This window comes from Prosthecochloris marina, assembly GCF_003182595.1.
Classification (GTDB): Bacteria; Bacteroidota; Chlorobiia; order Chlorobiales; family Chlorobiaceae; genus Prosthecochloris; species Prosthecochloris marina.
Genome location: NZ_PDNZ01000014.1, coordinates 1 through 20,693, shown reverse-complemented (window position 1 = coordinate 20,693; position 20,693 = coordinate 1). Strand labels below are relative to the sequence as shown.

Here is a 20,693-nt window from a genome sequence, read left to right as displayed (position 1 = left end):
AACAGACGCTCGCGACGCAGCAGGAGATCAGAAAGGCGATTCATCAGCCACAGGGTGTCGAGGGCGGTATCGGGGACCAAGTATTTACGATTGTTGAAACGATGCCGTCGTTTATCCGTCAGAGAAAGCCGCGCTATCCTTCGTCAGCCCGCCGTGCGGGCATTGAGGGCAAGGTGTTTGTCAGTGTCCTGATTTCAGAGAAGGGCGAGCCGATCAAGGCGAAGATTACGAAGCGTGAGCCGTCCGATCAAAAGGTTTTTGACAAGTCGGCGATCGAGGCAGTTATGAAATCAACGTATTCGCCAGGTATTCAGCATGGGAAGCCGGTCAAGGTGTGGCTTATGATCCCGATTCGTTTCATGCTGAGATAAGCGGGAAAGTGCGTTAAATCCTACGGTAATGTACATGAGCAAATTTTATGAGCTCATAGTAAAAGCTCTTGTTTTTTTGATGACGGAGATACAGTGAAAAAGCCGACGGAAAATCATGATGTAGCAAGATACAGTTGGAAAGACGGCTTCAGCACTATTGAAAAAGAAGGGTTCTTCCATTCCCAGTCAAACAGCTTCGAGCATTGCTGGTGCTGCCCGAAAAGGCTAGGCCAGGGGATGATTCGAAGGATAACGATTCGGGACGGGTTTGAGTTGTGGGTCACGGATTTCCAGTTCAGAAGGGAGGCATGCTTTTCCTTTCAAGATTATCCCTCTCTTCTGCTTTTCGGTTTTTACCTGTCAGGGCACTATGAGGCCGTTGTCGGAAAGCCGAAGAGGTCACTGGAGTTTTGCGGTGAACAGCAGTATTTCCTCTATATGAACGAGCCTGACGGAGTTGGCCAGGTTAAGGCAGGGACACAGTTGAGGAGTGTGTCCATCGCCATTAGCCCCGAAGTTTTCTTTTCCTATTTCAAAGATGATATCGGTCTTCTGCCACCTGTTTTACAGGAGGTTTTCAAAGAACAAGGGGATAGTATTTTTCGAAAGATAAGGGGGATTACGCCAGCTATGCATATCGCGTTGCGTCAAATCGTTGACTGTCCTTATAATGGGGTTGCGCGAAAGCTTTTCTTGGAGAGCCGTTCTCTCGAACTGATGGCCTATCAGTTAAAACAATTATCGGTTTCTGGAACAACGCACCAGAAAAAAGAGCATGTTATGCATCCTGGGGATAGAGATCGAACAGAGTTTGCTAAAAACCTCCTGTTGAGTAATCTCGATGCTCCTCCGCATCTCGATGAACTCGCTGCAGTGACGGGTATGTCCCATCCCAAGCTCAATCGTTGTTTTCGGCAGATGTTCGGCAAAACGGTTTTCCAGTATCTGAAAGATGAACGGCTGAGGCAAGCCCGGACCATGATAGAAAATCAGGGATTGACCGTAACCGAAACCGCGTATTCTGTCGGCTATTCCAGTCTCAGTCATTTTGCCAAAGCATACAAGCATCATTTCGGTGTATCCCCCGGTGCCGATTTTCGCAGAAAAAAAGGTTGCTGAACCGATGTCTTTTCATGGATAGCAGGTGCAACACCAGCATTGTTATTTTCTCCGTGTTTTCAACACCAGGGGAAGGCAGTTTTCCACTGTTGTGAACCTTTTGGAAACCTTTCAATTCAAGCAAACTTTCGCCGATCGTCATACTCTGTTCGCCGTCCGTTAGCGTAGAACTTTTACCAGTACTACTTTTTTCGTCTAAACTTTTAAACGGGAGTTACCGATGGTGAAAAAAACTCTTTTTGCACTGGTGTGTTCAGCTTTGCTGTTTCCTGCAGACCGGAATATCGTCTTTGCTGAAACGGATGGGGTGACAGGGCGTGATGTGATGGTGATGGAAGACGAGCGGCCAGATGGTGATGATCGGACGTCGGTCATGAAAATGACTCTGGTAAACAAGCGTGGAAGCAAAAGGGTTCGTGAGGTTTCTTCATACTCGAAGGACTATGGAAGGGATAAAAAATCGGTCATGGTTTTCGATCGACCGGCAGACGTCAAAGGGACTGCTTTTCTGTCCTGGGAATATGATGATCCATCGAGAGAGGATGACAAGTGGCTGTATATGCCGGCCATGAAGAAGGTTCGGCGTATCAGCGGAGCTTCAAAAAACGAATACTTTATGGGCAGTGATTTCACGTATGACGACATGGGAGATCGTCATGTGGACGAGGATACTCATACGTTGCAGGGTGAAGAGGCCGTTGGAGAACAGATGTGCTGGAAAGTCGAATCGATCCCGGTCGACCCGGATGACATGTACACCCGTAAGGTTCTATGGGTAAGCAAAGAGGCGTATATGATACTGAAGGCTGAATACTATGATAAGGATGGTCTTCTCAAGGTGTACAGGGTGGTTGATTTCGGTAAAGAGGGTGGCTTCTGGACAGTCAGGCATTCGGAGATGGAGAATGTTGTCAGGAATCACAAGACAGTGATGGAGTTCAGTGCCATGCGATATGATACCGGGCTCGGGGACAAGCTGTTCAGGGTGTCATCCATTCAACGGGGCCGCATTCATTGAATTGGCAAAAGAAGTTGCTGCAGACTCTTGTAGTGGCTGTGGGGTATTTACCGTTTGCGGGTTCCGCAGCGGCTGCGGATGAGAGCTCGTGGATGGAATGGGTGGAAGTCGACGGATGGGTCGAAGGTGCTCGGTCCGTGCGAATTCGTTCTCCTCACGATGCTTTGATGTCGAGGGTTTGGGGACGCCTCAAGTTATCGGCCGAGGTTGATGATGTGTATGCACATCTTTCCGTTGATGCCCAGAAAAACTGGAGGGTTGAGGATGAAACAGGGATCGATCTGCACGAAATCTGGGCGGAATACACTGCTGAAGGGTGGGATGTGCGTGTCGGCCGTCAGGTGATCATCTGGGGTAAGGCCGATGGCGTACAGATCACTGATATTGTTTCACCACCGGATTACACCGAATTTATCACCCGGGATCTCGAGGAAATTCGTCTCCCTGTGGACGCCGTCAAATTCAGGTTGTTGGGTGACGAGGTAGACATGGAGTTGATCTGGATTCCCGTTTTCAGGTCGGCTGTTCAGCCTTCGGCAGATAATCCCTGGGCGCTTGAACAGGATATTCCGAATGATGTGCGGGTAATGGTTTCTCCGGTGGATGAACCTGAAACGTCGTTGGAAAACAGTGAAATTGCGTTGAAGGTCTCTGCATTCTGGTCTGGTCTGGATGTTGCGGTTTCGGTATTCCATACCTGGGACGACAACCCTGCTATGCATCGGACAATCACTGGTAATGATGAGGGAGAGGTCGAGATTCATTTTTCGCCTGAGCATCACCGTATGACGGTTTTCGGTTTGGAATTTTCCCGTCCTTTGTCGGACTTCGTTTTCAGGGGAGAGGCTGCCTACTATCTGGGGCGTTTTTTTGAGCCACGGAGCATTACCGGGAATCCTTTTGAGAAAAACGCATTGCAGTGGCTCGGTGGGGTCGACTGGACTCCGGGAAATGACTGGTCGATGATTACACAGTTAACGGGTACGGCGGTTGTGGATCATGAGTCTGAAATGGCGGCTGAAAAGCATGCCATGTCTGCGACGTTGCATGTTTCCAAAAAGCTGATGCGCCAAACCCTGACGCTTTCGAACATGCTTTATTACGATATCGGGGAGCAGGATTTTTTCGATCAAATCAAAGCGGAGTATGCGGTCAGGGATGATCTGCATCTTTTTGCCGGGGTCGATGTGTTTGGTGGTGGCGGGAATTCTTTCGGACGGTACCGTGATAATTCGCAGATATGGGTCAAGGCGAAGTACAGTTTTTAAGGCACCTCAATGTATTTATTCCGCGATTCAATTGCTTCGTTGAGCGGATAGAAAGGGGTTTCTGTGCTCCGTTCGCCTTGCGCTTGAACAGCTCTCGACAATAAATAGAGGTTCCCTTAATGCAAACTAATTATCTCATGTTGAACATAGAATCGATAAACAAACGTTTTCGTGCATTCGGAGAGTGGATTCTGAAGTACCGCTGGTTGAACATTATTTTGTTTCTTCTGATCCTCGGCGGCTCGTTTTCAGGGCTCAGGCTGCTTCAGACCGATGTGGATATGGACAACTGGTTTCTGGAGGATGACGAGTTGCTTGTCACTAAAGAGCGATTCGAGGAAATCTTCGGTAGTGATCAGTATTGCGCTGTTCTGGTTCAGGCCGATGACGTTTTTACGGCCGATGCGCTGGCAAAGATCCGGGAGATGAGTAATGAGCTTCTTGACCGGGTGCCGTATGCCGACGATGTGATTTCATTGACCGATTTCGAGTTCAGTCGGGGTACGGAAGATGGGCTGGAAATCGGTGAGTTGATTCCTGAGGAAATCCCTGAAGATCCGCAGGAGCTTGATAGGATTCGCCAGCAAGCACTTGCAAAGCCCCTCATGAAGAACCGTATTTTTTCAGATGATTCCCGCCTGGCATGGGTTATGCTGAGAATGAAACCGATTCCGGATGACTGGAGGGATCATTATGCTGAAAATCCCGAGGTGATTGTCGGCCGCATGGTCAACGAGATTGCAGGGCAGGAGAAGTATCGCTCGCTCAATCCGTTGACAAGCGGTCTCCCGGTAATCAATGTCGACAAGCAGAATTTTCTGAGTGGGGAAATCGTGCGTTTGTTCGGGTTGTGTCTGTTATTTACGGTATTGATTCTCGGTTTTTCCCTGCGAAGTTTCCGCGGGGTGGTGTTTCCTCTGCTAAGTGCCCTTTCAGGCATTGTGATTGTGCTTGGTTTGCAAGGATATTTTGGGGTGGTTTTCGATCCTTCCATGATATTTATGCCGGTTTTTCTGGGGTTGGCAGTTTCCGTGGGTTATGCCATTCATCTGTTCAATCACTTCAAGCGGTCGTTTTTCAGCACCGGCAACCGTCGGGATGCAGTTCTCTATGCGGTTGAGGAGACAGGCTGGCCACTGCTTTTCAGCGCCCTGACCACAATGGTTGCATTGATATCCTTTCTTTTCATTCCGTTACATCCCATCCGTTTTGTCGGTATGACATCAGCCGCATTGGTCGGTGTGACCTACGTGCTGGCGATTGTTTTGCTTCCAACGCTTCTAAGCTTTGGAAAAGATCGCCAGCCCATGGTTGTCGAGAGCGGAAAGAATGATGGGGTTCTTGGACGCCTCATGGTATGGCTTGGCGATTACGTGTTTGCGCGACCTGCGCTGACCATGAGTGTTTTCGGAATTCTCGTTGTCATCTGTACTGCAGGTATCTCCCGCTTCGAGGTATCATTCGATGTGCTGCGTACTTTCGGGCTCAAGGTTCCCTATGTCAATAGGATTTACGAAGTCGGGCAGAGCAAGGTCGGGTCGTTGTACTCTTATGATGCGGCGATCGAGTTCGAAAATCCCGGTGATGTACTCGAGCCGGAAAATCTGAGGAAAATCGATAGCATTGTTGATGAAGTCAAGACGTTTCCTCTGACAAAAAAAGTGACCTCCATTGTCGATATCATCAAAGATATGAATCAGTCGCTCAATGCGGGACTTCCGGAATTTCACCGTATACCCGACAGTAGGGAGATGGTTGCACAGCTTCTTTTGCTTTATGAGAATGCAGGAGGAGTCGAGGCGGAGAAATGGGCGGATTATGATTACCAGCGTGTGCGTTTGATGGTAGAGCTGGGTGATTACAATTCAGGGGAAGCGATGAGAGAGCTTCAGGTGATACAGGATAGGGGCAAGGAGCTGTTTCCCAGCGCAAAAGTGCTGCTTGTTGGTGCTGTTTCGCAGTTTACGGTTATGCAAGATTATATGACATGGGGGCAGATTACGTCGTTTTTTCTTGCTATGGGGGCGATTGCCATGCTGATGTCGTTGGTTTTCGGCAGCATGAAAACAGGTTTGATTGCCATGATACCCAATGTTTCACCAGCTCTTGTCGTCGGTGGAGTCATGGGTTATGCCAATATTCCACTCGACATGATGACCGTAACGATCATGCCGATGCTGCTGGGGCTCGCAGTTGACGACACCATTCATTTTATCAATCATGCGCAGCTCGAGTTTGTTCGGACAGGTAGCTACAGGGAAAGTTGCAGGCGAGTGTTCATTGCTGTCGGTTCAGCTCTTTTCCTGACTTCTCTGGTGCTCATTCTCGGTTTTTCAGCGTATCTCGTGTCGGTTACTAATGTGTTTTTCAACATGGGTGTACTGATAGGTAGCGGTATTTTGACGGCGCTGGTTGTCGATTATTTCGTTACACCTATCCTTTTGGCATGGTTCAAACCGTTCGGTAGTGAAACTGTTTCCGATAAACAGAAGGTTGCGGAATCATGCCGTGAAAAAGAGCCTGAAAGCGTGCTGTAAAAAGAATAAAATATGTGAATTGTGGTTCTGGTTATTATTTTATTTAGACTTTATATAATTAATTGACAAATGAATAAAAATATCAGGATGGTTCATGAAATTACCGGTTTTAAACTCTCCATACAGCCAGATTAACAATCTGTTGTATAAAAGTTACCTGCCCCAAATAATAAACAGTGCGGTTGAAACTGGATTATTTGATGCGCTCTCGGGTAAGTCGCTTTCCTTGAGAGATCTTGCACAAGAACTGAATACCGACGAGTGTATTACAGGCGCTCTGCTCCGAATTTTAGTGGCCATTGATTTTATGAAAGAGCAGGATGGCTATTACAGTCTTACGGTTCTTTCTGAAGAATATCTGGTGAGTAATTCTCTTGTAAACCAGTTGGAGGCGGTGAGAATGTTTTCCGAAGGTACCAGTCCATTTGACGGTTTGAAGCAGGCCTTGAAGGGGGAGACCAAAAGGTTCAATAGCGGGATGTGGGTATCGGAAAATGCTGTTCTGGCTATGGAGAGAAGTGCTAAAGCAGGGGAGATACAGGCGGCAGTTTCATTTATAAAGAGTATGCCGGGTTTTCACGGTGCAATCAAAATGTGTGACTTTGCAGGGGGGACAGGTTACTACTCTTTTGCGTTCTTGCATGAAAACAGCAACCTTCATTCTCATGTCTACGAATTGCCGGAGGTGTGCTCTCTGGCAAAAGAACTGAAGTGTCGGGAAGAGAATTTCGATCGGATAACATATCATGATATCAAGGGCTTGGGGGATTGCTCGCTGGGGAATGACTATGGTGTGTTTTTCATTTCCCGCTTTTTGTATGAGTGTAGAGAAGGAGCGGTTTTGCGGGCATTTCTGAAAAAAGTGAACGGTTCCATGAAAAAAGGTGGATTGTTTATTTCAAGCCACATTGCGTCTTGTTCGAAGAAAGAATGCGGCCTGACAATTGCCATGGTCGAGCTGATGACGCAGGCCAAGGGATATCCTGTTTATAAATTATCGGTAAATGCATTGAAAGATGCTCTCGGTGAAACGGGTTTTGGAGAAATCACCATACTGCAGCCTGATGAAAGTGTTGCTTTCCCCATCCAGTTGTTGGCAGCTATAAAAATAAATGATGTCGAGTAGGTCACAGGAGAAACACCTGATTCAGGTTTTCTTCAAGCACGCTCTTCGACAGGTAGGGTAGGAATATGAGCTATAATATTTTTTATTTTTCTTTAATTAGTCTAAATAAGTTTAGTTGCGTTATATTCATCTCTACAAATGGTTAAGCAACACGATCGTAAAATTTTTGAATGCAATAAAATAATCGGGTAGAGGTGAAGTTATGTCGTTCAAAAAAATGCTGGTGGCGGGGTTGTGTTTTTTTCTCCCACAGTTGTATTCCGGATGTTTGCTTGCGGAAGATGATGTCTTGGAAAAGGATGACGGTGATATACGAGTGTACGAGGCTTCGTCCATTACCGTGACTGCCCAGAAGCGGGAGGAAAGTGTCCAGAAAGTACCGGCGGCTATTACCGCAATCACCGAAACCGAGCTGGAGGATGCAGGAGTTGAAACCATCGCCGATGTTATCGATATGATCCCGAATCTATCAGTCAGCAAGGAGTTGGGAGGATTTAGCGGTGTTGCCATCAGGGGTATCGGCCCCAGCATGTTCACCCGGAGAAGTCCGGTGGTTATATATGTTGACGGTGTGCCATACGATGATGTCACACAGGTTGATTTAGAGCTTCTCAATGTCGAACGGATCGAGGTGCTTCGTGGTCCACAGGGTACGCTGTACGGTAAAAATGCCATTGGCGGAGTGATCAACGTCATTACCCGGAAGCCAGGTAATGATTGGGAAGGAAAGGCCAGCGTATGGGCGGGAGAACACGAGACTTATGGCATGAAAGGGTTTGTCAATGGGCCGGTTGTAACGGATCGTTTGTTTTTCAGTGTTTCCGGTAAATATACCGATGTTGGCGGGTATATGAAAAACGATCATCCCGATCAGGAATATTTTGATGCGAGAAGCGCTGCTTCTCTTAAAGGATGGCTTCGATGGCTTCCTGTGGAAAGCATCGAGGTGAACCTTCATGCAAGGGTGGATGGCCGAGATGGAGGTGCCGGGGCCAGTCTGGCTCCTGGGCCGGTTGTTTTTCATGGATTTATGGATCCCGAGGATCGTAATGATAGTGACGTTTATAGTGCCGCGCTGGATATGTATTATCAGGGAAAAGGGTTTTCGTTGTATTCCCTGACGACGTACCTGTATGAAAAGGATGACCTGTGCCTGAGCAAAACGTTCGTACCGGTTCAGGGTACCGATCGCATCAGAGAGAAATCCGAACATAAAGGGTTTACCCAGGAACTGCGCGTACAGTCTCCGGATGATGCCAGTAGTATACGGTGGATGGGTGGGCTTTACTATTCTACGGAAAACACCAACGACGAGGATTATTCGACGACATTGGACACTGAGGGGTTCTTCGGCTATAACGTCAAGTATAACTGGCCGGGTGAGCGGCAAGAACAAACTGTTGCTGCCTTCGGTCAGGTGACTTTTCCTCTTGTTTCAGCACTTGACTTCACGGCTGGATTGCGATATGAAACAATACGCAAGGAGTTGGATTACCGGCGCGAGGTGATACGTACCGATACCGGTCAACAACTTCCGATCGATCCTTTTAGTGGATCAGCCGTACCGGTTTCGTGGAGCCGTGATGAGGATTGGGGGGCGTTCTTGCCAAAAGGCGTATTGTCCTGGGGTTTGAGTGAGCATGTGATGCTGTATGGCAGTGTTGCGCGTGGGTATCTGGCTGGCGGACTGAATGCATGGGGGGATGACAAGGAAGCAGCCAAATTCGACGAACAAACATCTCTGAACTACGAGGTCGGCGCCAAGATGACCTGGCTTGAAGGAAGGGTTCTCCTGAACGCGACATTGTTCTATATCGATATAGAAAACATGCACGTCTGGAATCAGACTGCACCAGGGGTTTATGTGGCATCGAATGCTGCAAAGGCGCACAGCCAGGGGGTCGAGGTCGAGGCCAGAGCCAAGCTGTTGCAGGGGCTCGATATCGGTGCAGCGTTCGGGTTGCTCGATGCGAAATTCGACGAATACGGGGATTTTAAGGGTAACGTGCCTGTGTTGAGCCCTGACTGGACGGCGAATTTCAATGTGCAGTATCGCCATGGTTCCGGACTGTTTGTCAGAATGGATGCGGACGGGTACGGCACGACCTACTATGACGATGCCAACACCATCGAGCGTGATCCGTTCGGGCTGGTGCATGCTAAAATAGGGTATGAAGCCGATAGCTGGGATGTGTATCTCTATGGCAACAACCTCCTCGACAAGGAATACTTTACCGGCAAGTCGTTCGGCGTGTTCACGGTTGGTGAGCCGCGTACAGTGGGTATGACTGCTTCGGTACGCATGTAAAGGTATGATATATATGATGCTCATTATTAAAGGAGGGGGGTATGCGAAAAAAGTCAGATAGCAGGGTTGAGGAAAGTCGTTATGTCTACGGGCTTTTCAGTGGCCGGATGCGGGCACAGGCGCTGTTGACCGCTCTTGAATTACGTGTTTTCGATCATCTTTCGTTTCCTCTGTCGAGCGAGGAACTTTCCGCTACGTTGCAATGTCATCCCGCAAACACAGGTGCGCTGCTCGATAGCCTGGCAGCCGCGGAGTTGCTTGAAAAGAAAGAAGGAAGATACTGTAATGAACAATGTGCGGATGATTTGCTCAACAGCGAAAGCCAGAATTATATCGGCAAGATACTGCTTTTGATGCATCGCATGTCAGCCGACGTGGTGTCCGATATGACTCGGCTCGTTAAGGACGGGCCCTTTGCCGATCATTCCGGTTTCGGTAATGAAGAGATCTGGGTCGACTATGCTCGTACCGTTGGCAATTATCATAAGGGGGGCATGATGCAGGACATTGCGGGAATCGTTTCCGGTATCGAAGGATTTTCATCCTTTGGCAACATGCTCGATCTCGGGGGTGGCCCCGGTTTATACTGTATCGGGATCGTCTCTGAAAGTGAGTCCATGAAAGGAGTTGTGTTCGATCGGCCGGGAGTGCTTCGCGTGGCTGAGGAGTTCATAGCCGAATATGGTATGCGTGATAGAATTTCTGTTAAAAGTGGCGATTACCTGGCTGATTCCATCGGTGAAGGATACGATCTGATCTGGGCGAGCTCAACCCTGAATTTCGCCCGTTCGGATTTGGATCGACTGATGATGAAGATTCATGATGCTCTCGTGCCGGGTGGAGTGTTCGTCAGTCTTGCTGAAGGGCTTACGGATGAAGGGACGAAGCCTGATTTCTATGTTCTGGAAAATTTGAGTTATGCGCTTACGGGTTTTAATCAGGTTTTCCGTAAAGGGGAAATTGCCGGTGCCATGCACCGGGCTGGTTTTGTCTCTGTTGACAGCATGACAGTGGAGACGCCGATGATGCCGATGGAGATGGATATTGCAAGAAAGAAAACGTGATAAAAAGAGAGCAGGCGCTATCTGGAATGCGTGTTGTGACCCGGCCACGCTCGAAAATATGAAGTTTCTCGTTAATCAAACAGCAACCTAACATAAGGGCACCACTAAAAATTGTCGCGAGCGGCTTGAGTGCGAGGCGAACGGTGTCCCGATTGAATCGGGATAAACTTCGAAACCGGAGTCCCGACAGGTCGGGATGAGGATTTTGAGCACCGATCAACGAAGTAACCATGACGCGCAGCAAATTAATAGAAGTGCCCATAAAAGAAGTATTTAAGATGTTTGTAACTGTAGTAAAAAAAGGACTTGCGTACTGCCTGATCGCGCAGGTTGTGTTTGCCGGGATTGTTCGGGCGGAAAACGAAATGCCGGGCACTGCCGCAGAGGCCGATTCTCTCACCAGTACGGTGGCTGAAACACCTGAAATTATACCGCAGCACCTTATGAAAGGCATCGAGGTAGTTGGTGACAAGGTGGGGCGTGATATTCAGGATCTGCCAACAAGTGCCGCGGTTATCGATGAGAGCAGAATGAAGGACGAACCTATAGCGACCATCGATGATGTGCTCAACAGGGTTGCCAACGTGAACAGTGAAGGAATGGCGGCTATGGGCGGTTTGTTCAGTATTCGTGGTATCAACCAAGGCAGTATATTTGCATCTTTCGATGCGACGAATCAGCTTGCTGCGGTGTATCTCAATCAGGTAGCGTTGGGCGGATTGCTGAGCCAGTACATAAAGCCGTCTACATGGGATGTCCGTTCTGTCGAGGTACTCCGGGGACCGCAGTCCACCTTGCAGGGAAAGAATTCCCTGGCCGGTGCGGTCTTTTTCAATTACAACCGTCCCGATTTTACTTTTGACGGTGGATTCCGTGCCGAGTATGGCGAGCTCGATACCTGGAACCTCGCGCTCTATCAAAATGTCCCCATTGAAGAGGATGTGCTCGCTGCAAGGATCGCCCTCGAGACACGTAACAGCGATGGAGGCATCGTCAATCCGATAACCGGTGCGGACGACATCGCATTGATCGATGAAAAAACAGCTCGCCTGCAACTGCTTTATCGCCCATTGGGCAACGAAGATATTTCCTTCAACCTGACAGGCATCTATTTCGATTCGGAAACAAACACTCAGCCCAGGGCGATGGAATTCGGCATGTACGATCTCGAAGACAGATTGAACGAGGAGACCTGGCCAGGATATGTTCCACAGGAATCATGGTTTACGGCGCTTGAATCCGATTTCCGTCTCGACAATAACTGGAGGATTGCGGCCGTTACAGGCTATTCCGATCTCAAAATCACCGGTTATACATATGACGGTGATCAAATGGCGCCCGACCTGCTCTGGATCAACGGCGATTTTGATGAAAGTCAATTCAGCCAGGATCTGCGGCTGCATTATGAGGGGGACAGGTTTCGGGGTCTCCTGGGCGGGTATTACTCGAAAGCCGATGTTCTTACGGTCTATGACGCTGACGGTTTCTTCTCATCGATATTTGATCTTGGTGAGGAGGTAACCGTTGCGGCGCTCTATGCAAATGCCGACTATGACATTTTTGATAACCTCACCCTGAATGCAGGTTTGCGGTACAACACCGAAAACCGGAAAAACAACAGCAGTTTCTACTATTATGGCCCTCCGCCGTTCTCGACGGATCCGTTTGCCCCATATGAGGAAAGGGAAGGCTCTGTGGAAGCTGATGCCGATTACGATCAGTTTCTGCCTTCGGCAAGTCTTACGGTTAAATTTACCGATGATGTCAGCGCGGGTCTGAAATACGCCAAGGGATACCGATCAGGCGGAATCGCCGTGGCGCCGTTTTTACAGATTGTCGAGGAGTACGATGAAGAGATCGCTAACACCTATGAGCTGTTTTTCCGCTCCGTTCTTCTGGATGATAGGCTGACGCTCAACGGCAATATCTTTTTCATCGACTGGCAGGATATGCAGGTGCCCTATCTTCCGGCGGGCGGCTTCCCCGGTTTCGACGAACTGACCGCCAATGCAGGAAAAACCGAGATCAAGGGATTCGAGGTTGAAGCAAGAGCGGTAGTGACCGATGCCCTCGAAACCTTTCTCGCCCTCGGTCATACCAGTTCCGAATTCAAGGAATTTGAACTCTACGGTGAAGACCTCACCGGCAGGTCTCTGCCGAACTCTCCGGACTGGACCGTTGCCGTCGGTGCGAACTACAATCACAGCAGCGGGTTTTTCGCCGGAGGCACGTTCCGGTGGGTTGATGAAAGCTATAGCGTGCTCAATGACGAGGAAGTCACCAGGCTTTCCAGAAGACACGTTCTCGATGCGAAGGCCGGATACCGTAAAGATAACTGGTCCGTTTATGTCTGGGGCACCAATCTGCTCGACGATTTTTATGAACTGAATATGACGAATATAGCAGGCTATATCGGTATGCCCGGACGTGCTGGGAGTGTCAGTACGCCTTGCCGTCTGGGTATAGGCGTGGAAGCCAGCTGGTGAGATCCGCCTGTGTGCGGCTGGATAGCTATATCTCCCCGCTTCCTGTTTGCGGCGGGGAGAACGGCTTTTTTATGAATTCTAAACAGTGAAACGATGAAACTGGAGATAAAAAATCTTTCGAAAACCTATCCCAATGGTGTCAAGGCGATGCAAAATGTAAGTCTGACGATCGGCAAGGGTATGTTCGGTCTTCTTGGAGAAAACGGCGCGGGAAAGTCCACCTTGATGCGAACGATCGCAACTCTGCAGGACGCCGACGAAGGTTCGGTCGTGTTCGACGGTATCGATGTTGCCCGCGATCCGGTGTCTTTGAGGAAGGTACTGGGTTATCTGCCGCAGGAGTTCGGCGTCTATCCCTCCCTGACGGCCGAGGAGTTTCTGCTGCATCTTGCCGATTTGAAAGGCATCGCTAAGGCGTCTGAACGGAAAGCGCAGGTCGATGCGCTCTTGAAGAAAGTGAATCTGTGGGAGGACCGTAAAAAAAAGCTCGGTGGATATTCCGGGGGCATGAAACAGCGATTCGGCATAGCGCAGGCTCTTCTTGGCGAACCCCGCCTCATCATCGTCGACGAACCGACAGCCGGTCTCGATCCGCGTGAGCGTAACCGTTTCTACAATCTGCTGTCGGAACTCGGTGAAAACACGGTCGTGATTCTTTCGACCCATATCGTCGAAGATGTCAGCACGCTCTGCAGTGACATGGCGATCATGGGTAACGGCCGGGTGCTGCTCGAAGGCGCGCCGTCGGAAATGGAGCGTCATCTGAAAGACAGGTTATGGATAAAAGAGATCGCCAAAAGAGATCTGGAGAAGTACGACAGGGAGTATAAGGTTATCGCAAGTCATTTCCATCTCGGCAAGTTGCAGGTAACGGTCGATGCGGAAGGATGTCCCGGAGACGGGTTCGAGTCGAAAGCGCCGTCATTGGAGGACGTGTACTTCCAGATTCTTTCGCGCAACGAAAAGCCTCAAAAAGCCGCTATGGCCGCAACAGCGTAACAGGAGTAGCAGACATGGTAAGTAAAATATTTCCTTTCGAGCTTCGTACTCGCTTCGCGAGTCCGCTGACCTGGCTCATTCTTCTGATGATGTGTTTCCAGGGCGTCTGGTACGCTCTTGCGGTGTACGATTTCTATGTGCACGATCAGGCCATGATCAACGGGGCCGGAATCTTCTACGTCTGTCTGTCGGGTGGCGGAATGATTCTCATGATCATCATCGCCATGATAACCGGCATGTCGCTCTATCGTGATATCGAGCAGCGGACGGCGCTGTTTCTCTATACGTTTCCGGTAAGTGAGAAGCGATTTTTCCTGGGCAGGTTTTTCGGGGCTTACGCAATTAACCTCCTGTTGGTTGCCGCCTATGTTGTGGGTATGATCATCATGCCGTATCTCGGTTTCGGACCGGCCGACAAGTTCGGGCCGGTACCCTGGCTTCAGCTCTTGCACGGTTACGTGCTTTTCGGAGTGCTCAATATTTTCCTGCTTACAGTGGTCAGTTACTTCTGCATCGTCCGGTTCCGTAACATGGCGGCCTCCTATATCGGAATTTTTTTGCTCGTGCTGGTCTTTCTTGTCGCCGAGGCGGTAAGCGGCAACTCGCCTTACATTACCGCGCTCATGATCCTCGATCCTTTCGGTTTTGTCTATACCAAGGAAATTGTCGACGGTATGTCGGTGGCAGAGAAAAACATTGGTTTTCTTCCAATTGACGAGCGATTGCTTTTCAATCGTCTGCTATGGGTGGGTATCGGACTTCTTGCGTTTACATACAGCTATTTCCGGTTCAGCTTCCGTAACTTCATTCAGGCTGCGTTCGGTTCGGCCCGGAAAACGCTGCAGGATGATGTCGTTGCCTCGCATGACGCATCGTTCACCCATGTTGCGGTGCCACATGTAAAAAGGGTCTTTTCCATCGGGGAGTATTTCCGGAAGCTGGGGCGTTTCGCGCTGGTCGAGTTTCTCAATGTCGTGCGTCCTGTGTCGTTCAAGGTTGTGCTCATGGTGATCGCCGTCATGTTTTTCCTCTACATGATTCTGTGGAACCCGGTCTACTATGTCGGTGCCCAGGTACCGTTGACGTCCGGTATGACCACGACCCGTCTGCATACCGGTTTTCTGATGATCATTCTGCTCATGATATGGTCGGGTGAGCTCTTCTTCAAGGACAGGACCACCGGGTTGTGGCAGGTTGCCGATGCGGCACCAATTCCCTCCTGGGTAACGCTGCTTTCGAGATTTGTCGCAATGTGCGGTGTCGCCTTGATTATTTCACTGACGATGTTTGCTTCCGGGATCGTCGCACAGGTCGGTCAGGGCTTTTTCGCAATCGACTGGCAAGTCTACGCCTACGATCTTCTGGGATTCAGGTTCGGCTGGCTGACGTATGTGCTTTACATCGGGCTGGTGTTTTTTGTCGCCGGATTGACGGGTAACCGCTTTCTTACGCACGTCGTATGCGTCGGATACTTCATCTTCATCGCGATTTCATTCGATACCGGCATCATCGAGCAGATTCGTTACGGTTATGCACTGGTTCCGGGACTTGACGACTTTTCGGAGTTGAATCGTTACGGAATCTTTTTGAAGGCTTCTTTCTGGTATTTCCTGCTCTGGCTTTCCCTTGCCATATCATTTCTTCTGGCAGGTATCCGTTTCTGGAACCGGGGTTCGGAGAAAGGAGTGTTCAAAAGGGTGTTTTCGCTTCACGGTGAGCTCGGCTGGGGTGGGGTCGCGATCTCTCTCGCAAGTCTTGCAGTGTTCTTTTTTCTCCAGTCGTTTCTCATTGCCGAGGTCAATACGACACGTAACTATGTTCCCAGCGGCCAGGAGGACACTGAAGCCGCCGAGTATGAAAAACGGTTCGGCGAGGTGCAATTTTCGGCTTCTCCCCGTATAACGGCCGTGGATCTGCAGCTCGATCTTTATCCTCTAGAACAAGCGGCGGAATGCAGGGCCGAGCTTACGCTCGACAACCCTTCGAACGAACCGGTCGAAAAGCTCTACGTCAACGCCGATTATTTCACGGAAATCAGCTCGTTGAGCATGAACGGACGGGAACTCGAAAGGCTGGAAGCCGACAAGGTGCTCGGCATGGAGGTCTATGCGTTTCCCGAGGTTATGGCACCCGGTGACATCCGCACGCTCATTATCGATTCCAGAAGGTCCTACCCTGGACTATCCCAGGGCGAACCGCGTGCGGATCTGGCTTACAACGGTCTGCTCATGGAGCGTTTTGTACCGGTGATCGGGTACGATTCGGGCAAGGAGCTTCAGGAAAACAACGAGCGCAAGGCAAACGGCCTCGATATGCTCGACTCACGTATGGATTCTGTCGACGATCCGGTTTCGCTTGTAAAACATTATCTGGCAACCGATGCCGCCCTTGTGAGCGGGACGATAACCGTCAGCACGCCCGCTACCCAGACCACGTTCGCTCCGGGCATGCTGGTAAAACGCTGGGAGGAGAACGGCCGCAACTACTTCCGTTACGAGCTTGAAAAACCTTCGCCGCTTCACTGGTGCATCGGTTCAGCCGACTATGCCGAAGAGGCGCTGACGGTCGGTGAAACGGAGGTTACACTGCTCTACAAGGCGGACCACGGTTACAATATCGATTTGTACTGCGAGGCTCTCGAAGAAGGAATGAACTATCTGGAAAGTCATCTCGGTGCCTACCCCTATTCAGAGCTACGAGTAGTGGAGATTCCTTTCTATCAGGATCCATTTTACGCTTTTGCCAATACAATTGCCATTTCGGAGAAAGAGGGGTGGTATGGAGACCGAAACAATGCCGATGTTGTCAGTTTCATCCGTGCTTCCGTCACGAGGGAACTGTTCCGCCAGTGGGTGCTGGAAAACGGTCTCTTGGCAGACGTTCAGGGCGCCGAAATGCTCTGGACAGCACTTCCTGAAGCCTTGGCCCTCGGTTTTCTCGAACAGAGGGACGGTGAGGAACGCGTTGCGGTTGTTCTCGATAAAAAGAGGCGCAAGTACGGCAAGGACAGGGGAGCGGAACCGAACACGGAACCGTCGCTTCTCTATGCCGATGGTATAGACTATTTGGAAGAAAACAAAGGAGCTATCGCTCTTTATCATGTGTCGGAGACTATCGGGCACAAGAGGTTGCTCTACTTAGTTCGGGAGTGGTTTACGATGCAGGAAGGCAAGCCGCTTGTGTTCAAGGACTTTTACGAGTATCTGAAGAGTGAAGTTGCACTCGATGAGAAAATGAGGATGATGTTTGAGATCGTTGAAAAATAAGATGGAGTATAGCTATGGGGATAAACGTACGGATAGGAAAAGAAAGGGTGAGTCTGAACGGAGTGCCGGAAACCCTGCTGTGGCCACTCTGGAATCGGGCTGCCGAACAGAAACGGAAGGATCGTCTGATCGATGATCCCATGTCCGCCGATCTGGTCGAGCGTATCGACTATGATTTCGAGGGGAGCTTTGGAAAGCCCAATGCAGGTCATGCGATTCGGGCTCGTGTTATCGATGATGCATTGAAGCTATGGCTCCAGAAGAAGCCTGCAGGAACGGTTGTTTCCCTTGGTGAAGGATTGGATACCCAGTTCTGGCGTGTCGATAACGGCAAGCTGTGCTGGATTTCCGTAGACCTTCCCGAGAGCATCGAGGTGCGCAAGCGGTTTCTGCCTGCGGAAGAGAGGATAGAGACGATAACCTGTTCGGCGCTCGATGATCTATGGATAAAAAAGATGCCACAAGGATCGGAAGTGTTCATCGTCATGGCGGGACTTCTGATGTACTTTAAAGAAGGTGAAGTCAGGGATCTGTTGTATCGCCTTGCCGAACACTTTGGGGAAAGTCAGATTATATTCGACGTTATTCCTGTCTGGCTTTCCAGGAAAAGCCTCAAGGGGATGAAGGTGACTAAAACATACACTGTTCCGCTCATGCCGTGGGCACTGAACTATGGTGACTATAAATGGTTTAACGATATTCATCCTCATTTACGGATCAAGCGACAAATGACTTACGCCGATCCTTTTCCCGAGCGGATGCGTCCCTATTCCTATCTTTTGCCCTTTCAGTGGCTGACAAACAGGCTTGCTTCCGGAATAGTGCAGCTTGAAATCACTTCTCCGAAGCCCTGACCTTTCGCTATGTCTATGGATCAGCTCTATGATCGATGCGTCAGGAACACCGTATAAAATTCAATATTGATATGAAGAAAATAAAAACATAATGAGTAGGAATATGTCACAAAAAGAATCATTCTGGTCAAGGTTTGCAAGTGATTTTGAGAAACGTAATAATTATGTCGCAGGGTATAGGGAAATAGAGTTTCTTAAATATCAAATAGCTGAAAACAAGAACCTTGGGACAACACTTGAATTGGGATGTGGAGATGGGGTGTTTACGGAAATTATTGCTTCAAATTCTGAGAAAGTTGTAGCAACTGATTGGTCTGCCGAGATGGTTGAGGTTACAAGACAAAAGTTCAAAGACAATGAATTTATTCAAGTGAAGCAAGAAGATTGTCTGAATCTTTCATTTGATAAGAACAGTTTTGATACTGTTTTTATGGCTAACTTGTTGCATGTAATCCCAAATCCAGAGAAAGCTCTTGATGAATGTAAACGTATTTTGAAAAAAGATGGACGCATGATTATTGTAAGTTTTACTATCCAAGGAATGAAGTCCTTTCAGAAGCTGGGCATGCTCTATCGATACATTCGAACATATGGTAAACCACCAAAGGAGTCGAGAGTTTTGACAACGTCCAATTTAGAAGAATTACTCGGTAAAATAGGATTTGAGATAAAAAATATAGATTTGATTGGTGACAAAGTGAAATCTGTTTATGCGATTGCTAAAATGTGATTTCTTTTAATGTTCCCTGTAACGTTGTAATGGTAACATTGTGCCCATGATAAGCTTTTTTCGGCCCGGTGCCCTGGAATTTATCTTTGTCTTTTTGTTTTCAATTCCCTATTAGGTGACGGTCTGAGCGGTTTTTTATGAAACAAAATCCCTGTAATTGGCTATCGGATAGGTTGTTTATTATACGTCGCTGTCATTCATCGTGAGGAATTGCTGCTTATCACCTCGGTTTGTTGGTTTTCACTTCCTGAGCTCGCTGATCTACTTCAAATCATAAATTCCTGTGCAAATTTCCTCTGATTCAAGATGAGGCCCTTCCCATTTGCAAGATAGCTACGATGTCAAAAAACGTTGGGTGCCAAAGGATGCCTGAGCAAACTTATTTTTGTCAAATAGCTGTCCTATAAATGGGTGAACCTCACGTATCACGCTGTAGCCGCTGAATTCACCAATCATCAGGCTTGGTGGCATCAATATCGACATTCTGCTTTTATCAATGCGCGAAGTTCTTTGCCCTTCATTTTTTCGTCACGTTCGACAGCATCGACAACAGGGGCTTTCTGGCATTCAAAATGAGCAAAATGGTAAGGATCACTAATGCTGAGAAAAGTGCATGCAGTGGATAATTGTGCCAGCCATGACACAAAAAGAATTCTTGCAGTAATTACAGCCGGAATAATGGCGAAGTTCTTTGGGGATAGAATCACAATTTTTGGGGTTGTTAATGAGTGCTCACGAGGTGTCCTGGCAACTGGTTATTTTCAAAGTGCTTAATGTAGATTTTTGTTCGGAAAATCACCCGAAAAACTTTATAATAAAACCACATTATGGTGGGTTTGTTTAACCATTAATACTTTATACATCATGGCTAGGATTCTTCATCAGTCACCTGACGTCAAAGTCCAGTATCGGCAATCCGAAGGAAAACAGTCCGGGCAGATCAGCGTCGAAACCTTTGCTGACAATTTCGCAGAACTTTCGGGTCAGGGCTTCATCATCATTGTCGATGGTACGCGCCTGACTCCATCGAATGCACACATCGAAATTCGTGATGGCCGTTTGGTTGTGGAGTACCAGGGCAGGGTTGTACTTGATATCGCGCTGGATGCTACCGTCACGGGGGAAGTTTCTTTAGAAAACGGTTGGTATACCGTGGAAGAGGATGATGACCCTTCGGGTCTGCTTTTGCTTGGAGGTGTATTAGGTGCCGGTGGTATTGCGCTTGCCGTGGATAGTGATGATGATTCGGGGTCGTCGTCAAAGCCGACGGCACCGGCCGATTACGCCGATAACGCCGGTCCGGTGCAGAGTGCAACGAGCACGGAACCGGTGACCGACGACACGACGCCGGGTATCAACATCGGTCCGGGCCTGAGCGACAATCCGACGCTGTATGTGGATGGAGTGGAAGTCCCGGCGACGTACGATCCCGTCACAGGTACGCTGACGCCCGATACACCGCTGGGCGACGGTACGTACGATTTCACCTACACCCTGACCGACGAAGCGGGCAACGAGGGACCCGCAAGTGATCCACTCACGATCGA

The 20,693-nt window shown here is 49.0% G+C and carries 14 protein-coding genes; all 14 read left to right on the top strand.

The window, feature by feature from the left end; genetic code table 11:
- Window positions 1–371: energy transducer TonB (locus CR164_RS12830; RefSeq protein ID WP_146204179.1), on the top strand; the 371-nt coding region annotated here is incomplete at its 5' end.
- Between the two features lie 93 nt (window positions 372–464).
- Complete coding sequence (locus tag CR164_RS12825) at window positions 465–1,490, top strand: helix-turn-helix domain-containing protein (protein ID WP_110024395.1); 1,026 nt, start codon at window positions 465–467, stop codon at window positions 1,488–1,490.
- Window positions 1,491–1,710: 220 nt separating this feature from the next.
- On the top strand, window positions 1,711–2,508 hold the full coding sequence (locus CR164_RS12820) for an outer membrane lipoprotein-sorting protein (RefSeq protein WP_110024394.1): 798 nt from the start codon (window positions 1,711–1,713) through the stop codon (window positions 2,506–2,508).
- Entirely contained in the window at window positions 2,505–3,776 is a 1,272-nt protein-coding gene (locus CR164_RS12815; RefSeq protein WP_146204178.1) for a DUF1302 family protein, read from the top strand. Before CR164_RS12820 ends, CR164_RS12815 begins: the two co-directional genes overlap by 4 nt.
- Window positions 3,777–3,913: 137 nt before the next feature.
- Window positions 3,914–6,313 carry an efflux RND transporter permease subunit gene (locus tag CR164_RS12810; protein ID WP_110024392.1) on the top strand — a complete coding sequence of 800 codons (2,400 nt, stop codon included), beginning with the start codon at window positions 3,914–3,916 and terminating at the stop codon, window positions 6,311–6,313.
- A gap of 94 nt (window positions 6,314–6,407) precedes the next feature.
- Window positions 6,408–7,439 (top strand): methyltransferase family protein, encoded by a 1,032-nt coding sequence (locus CR164_RS12805; RefSeq protein ID WP_110024391.1) that lies wholly within the window; start codon window positions 6,408–6,410, stop codon window positions 7,437–7,439.
- 202 nt (window positions 7,440–7,641) lie between these two features.
- Window positions 7,642–9,747 (top strand): TonB-dependent receptor, encoded by a 2,106-nt coding sequence (locus CR164_RS12800; protein WP_110024390.1) that lies wholly within the window; start codon window positions 7,642–7,644, stop codon window positions 9,745–9,747.
- Window positions 9,748–9,788: 41 nt separating this feature from the next.
- Window positions 9,789–10,811, top strand: a complete 1,023-nt coding sequence (locus CR164_RS12795) for a methyltransferase (protein WP_110024389.1) — start codon at window positions 9,789–9,791, stop codon at window positions 10,809–10,811.
- Window positions 10,812–11,089: 278 nt separating this feature from the next.
- A complete protein-coding gene (locus CR164_RS12790; RefSeq protein ID WP_161953537.1) occupies window positions 11,090–13,297 on the top strand; it encodes a TonB-dependent receptor in 2,208 nt (735 codons plus the stop codon).
- A gap of 93 nt (window positions 13,298–13,390) precedes the next feature.
- Window positions 13,391–14,296: an ABC transporter ATP-binding protein gene (locus tag CR164_RS12785; protein WP_110024387.1), complete on the top strand. Its 906-nt coding sequence runs from the start codon at window positions 13,391–13,393 to the stop codon at window positions 14,294–14,296.
- A 14-nt stretch (window positions 14,297–14,310) separates the two neighbouring features.
- Window positions 14,311–17,562, top strand: coding sequence for an ABC transporter permease/M1 family aminopeptidase (locus CR164_RS12780; protein WP_110024386.1), 3,252 nt, complete (start codon window positions 14,311–14,313; stop codon window positions 17,560–17,562).
- A gap of 14 nt (window positions 17,563–17,576) precedes the next feature.
- Window positions 17,577–18,416 (top strand): class I SAM-dependent methyltransferase, encoded by an 840-nt coding sequence (locus tag CR164_RS12775; protein ID WP_110024385.1) that lies wholly within the window; start codon window positions 17,577–17,579, stop codon window positions 18,414–18,416.
- Window positions 18,417–18,504: 88 nt separating this feature from the next.
- Complete coding sequence (locus CR164_RS12770) at window positions 18,505–19,146, top strand: class I SAM-dependent methyltransferase (RefSeq protein WP_265377383.1); 642 nt, start codon at window positions 18,505–18,507, stop codon at window positions 19,144–19,146.
- 783 nt (window positions 19,147–19,929) lie between these two features.
- Window positions 19,930–20,693 (top strand): Ig-like domain-containing protein (locus tag CR164_RS12760; RefSeq protein ID WP_146204177.1); only part of this gene is annotated, 764 nt, incomplete at its 3' end.

Bases quoted from the DNA above. Each gene is read 5' to 3' on its own strand.
- CR164_RS12810 (WP_110024392.1), top strand. From the start codon at position 3,914: ATGTTGAACATAGAATCGATAAACAAACGTTTTCGTGCATTCGGAGAG.
- CR164_RS12785 (WP_110024387.1), top strand. From the start codon at position 13,391: ATGAAACTGGAGATAAAAAATCTTTCGAAAACCTATCCCAATGGTGTC.
- CR164_RS12820 (WP_110024394.1), top strand. From the start codon at position 1,711: ATGGTGAAAAAAACTCTTTTTGCACTGGTGTGTTCAGCTTTGCTGTTT.
- CR164_RS12800 (WP_110024390.1), top strand. From the start codon at position 7,642: ATGTCGTTCAAAAAAATGCTGGTGGCGGGGTTGTGTTTTTTTCTCCCA.
- CR164_RS12775 (WP_110024385.1), top strand. From the start codon at position 17,577: ATGGGGATAAACGTACGGATAGGAAAAGAAAGGGTGAGTCTGAACGGA.
- CR164_RS12805 (WP_110024391.1), top strand. From the start codon at position 6,408: ATGAAATTACCGGTTTTAAACTCTCCATACAGCCAGATTAACAATCTG.
- CR164_RS12795 (WP_110024389.1), top strand. From the start codon at position 9,789: ATGCGAAAAAAGTCAGATAGCAGGGTTGAGGAAAGTCGTTATGTCTAC.
- CR164_RS12780 (WP_110024386.1), top strand. From the start codon at position 14,311: ATGGTAAGTAAAATATTTCCTTTCGAGCTTCGTACTCGCTTCGCGAGT.
- CR164_RS12790 (WP_161953537.1), top strand. From the start codon at position 11,090: ATGTTTGTAACTGTAGTAAAAAAAGGACTTGCGTACTGCCTGATCGCG.